The organism is Sodalis sp. (in: enterobacteria), assembly GCF_051710625.1.
Classification (GTDB): domain Bacteria; phylum Pseudomonadota; class Gammaproteobacteria; order Enterobacterales; family Enterobacteriaceae; genus JBPESN01.
In genome coordinates this window covers 1-6,640 of the sequence record NZ_JBPESN010000100.1, presented here as the reverse complement: position 1 = coordinate 6,640, position 6,640 = coordinate 1, and the positions used below count along the sequence as shown (strand labels likewise).

At 54.2% G+C, this 6,640-nt stretch carries 6 protein-coding genes; 1 reads left to right on the top strand and 5 read right to left on the bottom strand.

Going from position 1 to position 6,640, the window contains the following annotated elements; genetic code table 11:
* Positions 1-218 precede the first annotated feature (218 nt).
* From oppF to oppA, 5 genes are all read right to left on the bottom strand, one after another.
* The gene (oppF, locus tag ACTBDU_RS15605) at positions 219-1,235 is read right to left on the bottom strand and encodes a murein tripeptide/oligopeptide ABC transporter ATP binding protein OppF (protein ID WP_438807103.1); all 1,017 of its coding nucleotides are present in this window, start codon (positions 1,233-1,235) and stop codon (positions 219-221) included.
* Positions 1,232-2,257, bottom strand: a complete 1,026-nt coding sequence (locus ACTBDU_RS15600) for an ABC transporter ATP-binding protein (protein ID WP_438807102.1) — start codon at positions 2,255-2,257, stop codon at positions 1,232-1,234. The genes oppF and ACTBDU_RS15600 overlap by 4 nt, the downstream gene beginning before the upstream one ends.
* Positions 2,258-2,268: 11 nt before the next feature.
* Positions 2,269-3,177, bottom strand: coding sequence for an oligopeptide ABC transporter permease OppC (gene oppC / locus ACTBDU_RS15595; protein ID WP_438807101.1), 909 nt, complete (start codon positions 3,175-3,177; stop codon positions 2,269-2,271).
* A gap of 15 nt (positions 3,178-3,192) precedes the next feature.
* Positions 3,193-4,113, bottom strand: a complete 921-nt coding sequence (gene oppB / locus ACTBDU_RS15590) for an oligopeptide ABC transporter permease OppB (protein WP_438807100.1) — start codon at positions 4,111-4,113, stop codon at positions 3,193-3,195.
* A gap of 98 nt (positions 4,114-4,211) precedes the next feature.
* The gene (gene oppA, locus ACTBDU_RS15585; protein WP_438807099.1) at positions 4,212-5,849 is read right to left on the bottom strand and encodes an oligopeptide ABC transporter substrate-binding protein OppA; all 1,638 of its coding nucleotides are present in this window, start codon (positions 5,847-5,849) and stop codon (positions 4,212-4,214) included.
* 584 nt (positions 5,850-6,433) lie between these two features.
* Here oppA and ACTBDU_RS15580 point away from each other — a divergent pair.
* Positions 6,434-6,640 (top strand): transposase (locus ACTBDU_RS15580; RefSeq protein ID WP_438807098.1); only part of this gene is annotated, 207 nt, incomplete at its 3' end.

Genomic DNA, 6,640 nt, shown 5'->3' with positions numbered 1-6,640 from the left:
CCATGGCTTTTGCTGCTGGCGCGGCGGTGTAATTTTGGTCGACAACCAGTTGAGCGGATTCGCGTTTGAATTCAGGACTAAAATTTCTTCTTTTCATTGGTGCACCCGTGTTGTTCTGAGGTGAGCAGATCACCTCTGTTCAGGTGGTCAAATTCAGTGTGCCACTACACCAATCGGGCGCGGCAACCCCCTCCCGCCGCGCCCGCTTGGCCGACCTGTTATTGCGCCAGCTGGGCGACATCTACCTTGATACATGAACGGGCGTGGCGGAAGCTGCCCTGTAATATCGGTCGCGTCACGGCGCAGCTCTCATCGGCCAGCGGACAGCGCGTGCGGAACACGCATCCCGACGGGGGATTAATCGGCGAGGGCAAATCCCCCTCCAGTAGCTGAATGACCTTATTGCGCTCTTTATCCGGATCCGGTATCGGCACCGCCGACATCAACGCGCGCGTATAGGGATGCTGTGGATTGTGATACACCTCTTCAAAAGTGCCAAGCTCCACGGCATGGCCGAGATACATGACCAAAACCCGATCGGAGATATGCTTGACGACCGCCAAATCGTGCGCAATGAAAATCAGCGAAAGCCCCATTTCCCGCTGCAGTTGCTGCAACAAGTTCACCACCTGCGCCTGAGTGGACACATCCAGCGCCGACACCGGTTCATCACATATCACCAGCTTCGGCTTCAGAATCAGCGCCCGGGCAATGCCGATACGCTGGCATTGCCCGCCGGAAAACTCATGGGGATAACGGTTAATCAGGTTCGGCAATAGCCCGACCTTTATCATCATGTTGCGCACTTTTTCCTTCACTTCCTGGCGGGGCATTTTCGGGAAATAGGTGTGCAGCGGTTCAGCGATGATATCACCAATTGTCATGCGGGGATTGAGCGAGGCCAGCGGATCCTGGAAAATCATCTGGATATCGTTACGCGCGGCTCGCCACTGCGCCGTATTCATATCCTGCAACTCTTTTCCCAGCCAGGCGATGCGCCCGCTGGTGGCTTTGACCAGACCAATCAGCGCCCGGGCAAAGGTCGATTTACCGCAGCCGGACTCGCCGACTACGCCCAGCGTCTCCCCTTCATACAGCCGCAGGGACACACCATCTACCGCCTTCAGGCTTTTGGCGGGCTGCCAGAACCACTGTTTATCCCCTTTCACGTCGAAATACACCTTCAGATTGTCGACGTCGAGGATGACTTTTTTCTTCTCGGCCAGGGTGCTCATATCAGCTCCTCCAGTGGCTTATAACAGGCGCGCAGTCGCTGATCGCCAAAGCGTTTCAGCGGCGGCATGGTGGCGCAAATGTCCATCAAGTAGGGACAGCGCGGCTGGAAAGGACAGCCTTTAGGCAAGCGCAGCAGATTAGGCGGATTGCCGGGAATGCTGCTCATGCTTTCGCTACCGTCCGCATCCAGACGGGGTACCGCCGCCAACAGGCTGATGGAATAGGGATGACTTGGGCGATAAAACACATCGCGCGCCTTGCCGTACTCCATGGTGCGTCCGGCGTACATGACCAGTACCCGATCGCAAATGCCGGCCACGACGCCCAGGTCGTGGGTAATCATGATGATGGCGGTATTGAACTCGCGTTTTAATTCATTGAGCAGGTTCATAATCTGCGCCTGCACCGTCACATCCAGCGCGGTGGTCGGCTCATCGGCGATGAGCAGTTTCGGTCGGCACAGTAGCGCCATGGCGATCATCACCCGCTGGCGCATACCGCCCGAGAACTCATGGGGATGCATACGCATGCGCTTGCGCGCTTCAGGCATTTTTACCGCGTCCAGCATGCGCACGGACTCATTAAAAGCCTCATGTTTGCCGATCCGTTTATGCAGTTGCAGCACTTCCATCAACTGATCGCCCACGCGCATGTAGGGATTCAGCGAGGTCATCGGATCCTGGAAAATCATCGAAATCTGCTCGGCGCGCAGTTTGTTCAGCTGCTTTTCCGGCAGATTGAGAATTTCGCGGTTGTTGAACTTGGCGCTGCCGTCGATACGGCCGTTGGCCGCCAGCAGCCCCATCAAGGCGAAAGCGGTCTGGGATTTGCCGGAGCCAGACTCGCCGACGATGCCCAGGGTTTCGCCGGCGCGCAGAGTGAAATCGAGATCGTTGACCGCGGTCACCGCGCCGTCCTGGGTGGCGAAGGTCACCCGCAGGTCACGCACATCCAGCAGTACCGGCGAGGCGGTGTCCGTAAGCGTCACCGCGTCCGGCACCAAGGTTTGATTCGTGCTCATGGCGGAACTCCTTAACGGTCTTTCGGATCGAGGGCGTCACGTAACCCATCGCCGATAAAGTTGAAACAAAATAGCGTCACCACCAGAAACAGCGCCGGGAAAATCAGCAGCCAGGGAGACACCTCCATGGAGTTGGCGCCGTCGCTAAGCAGCGCCCCCCAGCTGGAAAGCGGCTCCTGGGTGCCCAGACCGAGAAAGCTCAGGAAGGACTCAAACAAAATCATGCTGGGCACCAGAAGTGAAGCGTACACCACCACCACACCCAGTACGTTCGGCACAATATGGCGCAGAATAATATTGCGGGTGGACACGCCGCTGACGATGGCCGCCTCAATGAACTCTTTACGCTTCAGCCCCAGCGTCTGTCCGCGGACGATACGGGCCATATCCAACCAGGAAACCAACCCGATAGCCACGAAAATCAAAAAGATGTTCTGACCAAAAAATGTCACCAGCAGGATGACGAAAAACATGAACGGAAACGAGTTGAGAATTTCCAGCAGCCGCATCATCAGGGAGTCAGTTTTGCCGCCGAGATAACCGGCCAGCGCGCCGTAGAGCGTCCCCACTACGACCGCCACCAGTGCGGCGGCAATGCCCACCATGAGCGAAATACGGCCGCCGATGGCGACCCGCACTAGCAAATCACGGCCGGAGGAATCGGTGCCGAAATAGTGTTGGGAGGCGATATCCGGCGCATTGGACATCATGCCCCAGTTGGTATCGTCATAGCGGAATGCAGATAGCGGCGGCGCCAGGATGACGAACAACGCGATCAGCAGCAGGATAAAGAGGCTGGCCAACGCCGCCTTGTTATGAATGAAGTGTCGGCGGGCGTCGGCCCACAGGCTGCGGCCCTCAACTTCCAGTTGTTCACTGAATTTCTCCAGAGCTTCGCTATTTTTTTTGCTCACAATCATTTGCGCGCTCCAGCGTCAATATCGGATTTTCGGGTCGATAACCGCATACAGGACATCGACAATGGCGTTAAACACAATGGTCAGGGTACCCACCAGAATCGTCAGGCTCAGCACCAGGGAATAGTCGCGGTTGAGAGCGCCGTTGATAAACAGCTGACCAATACCGGGCAAACCATAAATCGTCTCTATCACCATCGAACCGGTAATGATGCTGACAAACGCCGGTCCCATATACGAGATGATCGGCAGCAGCGCCGGCTTCAGAGCATGGCTGAAAATAATTCGCCGCATCGGCAGCCCTTTAGCGCGCGCGGTGCGGATGAAATTGGAATGCAGCACTTCAATCATCGAACCGCGGGTAATGCGGGCGATGTTGGCGATATAAGCCAGTGAAAGCGCGACCATCGGCAAAATGACAAATTTGAGTTCGCCACCGTTCCAGCCGCCGCCGGGCAGCCATTTCAGCGTGATGGCGAAAATCAGCACCAATAGCGGCGCTACCACAAAACTGGGGATCACCATGCCGGTCATGGCAAACCCCATGGCAAGATAGTCCCATTTGGTGTTCTGCTTCAACGCGGCCATAACCCCGGCGGCGACACCGACCACCACCGCCAGCAAAAACGCCGCCAGCCCCAGTTTGGCTGAGACGGGAAACGAGTTGGCGACCAGATCATTGACCGAGTAGTCTTTATATTTGAACGAGGGACCGAAATCACCGTGGGCGAGTTGCAATAAATAATTGCCGTACTGCGTAAGGATGGGATCGTTCAGATGGTATTTGGCTTCAATATTGGCCATCACTTCCGGCGGCAGGTTGCGCTCGCCGGTAAACGGGCTGCCGGGTGCCAGACGCATCATGAAAAATGAGATGGTGATCAGTACGAACAGCGTTGGAATCGCTTCCAGCAGCCGTCGAAGGATAAACTTTAACATTACCAGACCTATAACGTGGCAGTAGACGGTAAGGCGTTTGCAGAACAAATAGGGCACGACCGCCAGCGGCCTGCCCTATTGTCTCACGTCAAACGTCCTTAATGTTTGATAATGTAGAGATCTTTTACATATACATTATCAAGCGGATCTTTACCGGTATAACCCCCTACGTAAGGTTTGACCAAACGGGCGTTAACATAGTAATACACCGGGACGATTGCCGAGTCTTTATCCAGCTGCTGTTCCGCCTGCTGATAGATGCCGGCGCGAGCGTCTTCCGAACCGGCCTGCAGGGCCTGGACCAGCAATTTATCAAATGCCGGGTTCTTATAATGCGCGCTGTTATTGGAGCTGTTGAACTGCATAATGTTCAAGAAGGACGTCGGTTCATTATAATCCGCACACCAGCCGGCCCGGGCGACGTCGAAATTGCCCTGACGGCGGGTATCGAGGAAGGTTTTCCATTCCTGTTTTTCAAGCTTCACATTAACACCGAGGTTCTTTTTCCAGATAGAAGCCACGGCGATGGCCAGCTTCTTATGCAGATCCGAGGTGTTATACAGTAAATCGAAGGTCAAGGGTTTGTCTTTGGTATAGCCCGCCTCGGCCAGCAATTTCCGCGCCTCTTCGTTGCGTTTCTCCTGCGACCAGCCAAACCATTCCGGTGCCGTCAGCTTGGCGCCATCGGTATAGGGCGGCGTGAAGCCGTGGGCCGGCAGATCGCCCTGCGCTTTCACTTTATTGACGATGATATCGCGATCCAGCCCGAGCTTAAGCGCGGTACGCACGCGCGCATCGGTGAATGGCGCTTTCTGGTTATTGATCTCGTAGTAATAGGTGCAAAGATAGGGATCGACATGGACTTCTTTAGGGATTTCTTTCTTGAGTTTCTGGAATAACTCAATCGGCAGGTTGTTGTAGGTCATATCGTCTTCGCCGGCGCGATAGCGGTTGACGTCGGTGACTTCGGACGAGATCGGCAGATAGGTGACTTTATTAATGACGGTTTTAGCGTTATTCCAGTACTGCGGGTTTCGCTCTAGAACGATACGTTCGTTAATTACCCAGTCTTTGACGACATAGGCGCCATTCCCCACCCAATTGGCAGGCTGGGTCCACTTCTCACCGAATTTTTCCACTACTTTTTGCGGCACCGGCGACATGGACGGATGGGCGAGCACTTTGATGAGATACGGCACCGGCTCGGCCAGCGTGACTTCCAGGGTATGATCGTCAAGTGCTTTCACGCCCAGCGTGTCCGGGTTTTTCTTGCCGCCGATGATATCGTCGATATTGGTGATCTGAGCGTATTGCAGGTAGCTTTCATAAGGAGAGGCGGTTTTGGGATCCGCCAGACGTCGCCAGCTGTAGATAAAGTCATGCGCGGTGACCGGATCGCCATTGGACCATTTGGCGTTTTGCCGCAGATGGAAGGTCCAGATTTTGAAATCCTTGTTTTCCCAGCTCTCGGCCACGCCCGGCTGTGCCCGACTCTGCAGGTCGTTAATGATAAGGCCTTCCAGTACGTCACGGTTAACGTTGGATTCGGGAACCCCTTCAATCTTGTGCGGATCCAGGGATTGCAATTCAGCGCCATTGCCGCGTACCAGTTCCTGTTTGTCGCTTAACTGCACGCCGGCGGGAACGTCCGCGGCAAAAGTTTGTCCAGCAACGCTCATTCCCATGGCGGTAACCACGGTCGCGGCAAGAAGCGTTTTTTTCGTGATGTTGGTCATTAGTGATGCACTCCGGTTTTTTTATTATTGCACGGACCCTGTCAAGCCCTCTGCAGATTCCTGCTATGCGGGCATAACGCACCTCACGCCCGCTGCGGCGAACGAAGCCGCAAGGCTAAAGATGTGGTATTCGATATTAACCCAGGCATGTTAAACAAGGCGTCGCGCCACCGTAAAAAAGGTTGCGGCGACAGGCTCAAACCCGCCTTAGCGCTGTGCGTGGCCTTTGTCATTGTGATTTCAACTGCATAGGAGCGTATATCAAATAATTAAGTTATTCCGAGGGTAGCAAAAACACATAAGGTCAATATATCGTCAGTAATTAAAATAATTTGCTAATGATAAGATGAATAACACTAATAACATCTGGGTTGCATCGTGACGAGTCCCTTGAACGTGAACGGTTAAAAGAAACTCTACCGTGAAGGGCACTACTGATATATCGCAAAAAGTTTTTTTTCCGCCGTCGAACCACGCTGAAGGTCTTTGACCTCGCCCCTCTGCCGCAAAAGTGTAGTGGCACACTGAATTTGGCCAGCTGAACAGAGGTGATATGCTCACCTCAGAACAACACGGGTGCACCAATGAAAAGAAAAAATTTTAGTCCTGAATTCAAACGCGAATCCGCTCAACTGATTGTCGATCAAAATTACACCGCCGCGCAAGCAGCAAAAGCCATGGACGTCGGCCTTTCTACGATGACGAAATGGGTAAAACAACTGCGTGATAAGCGACAGGGGAAAACGCCAAAGGCCTCTCCCATAACCCCGGAACAAATCGAAATACGTGAG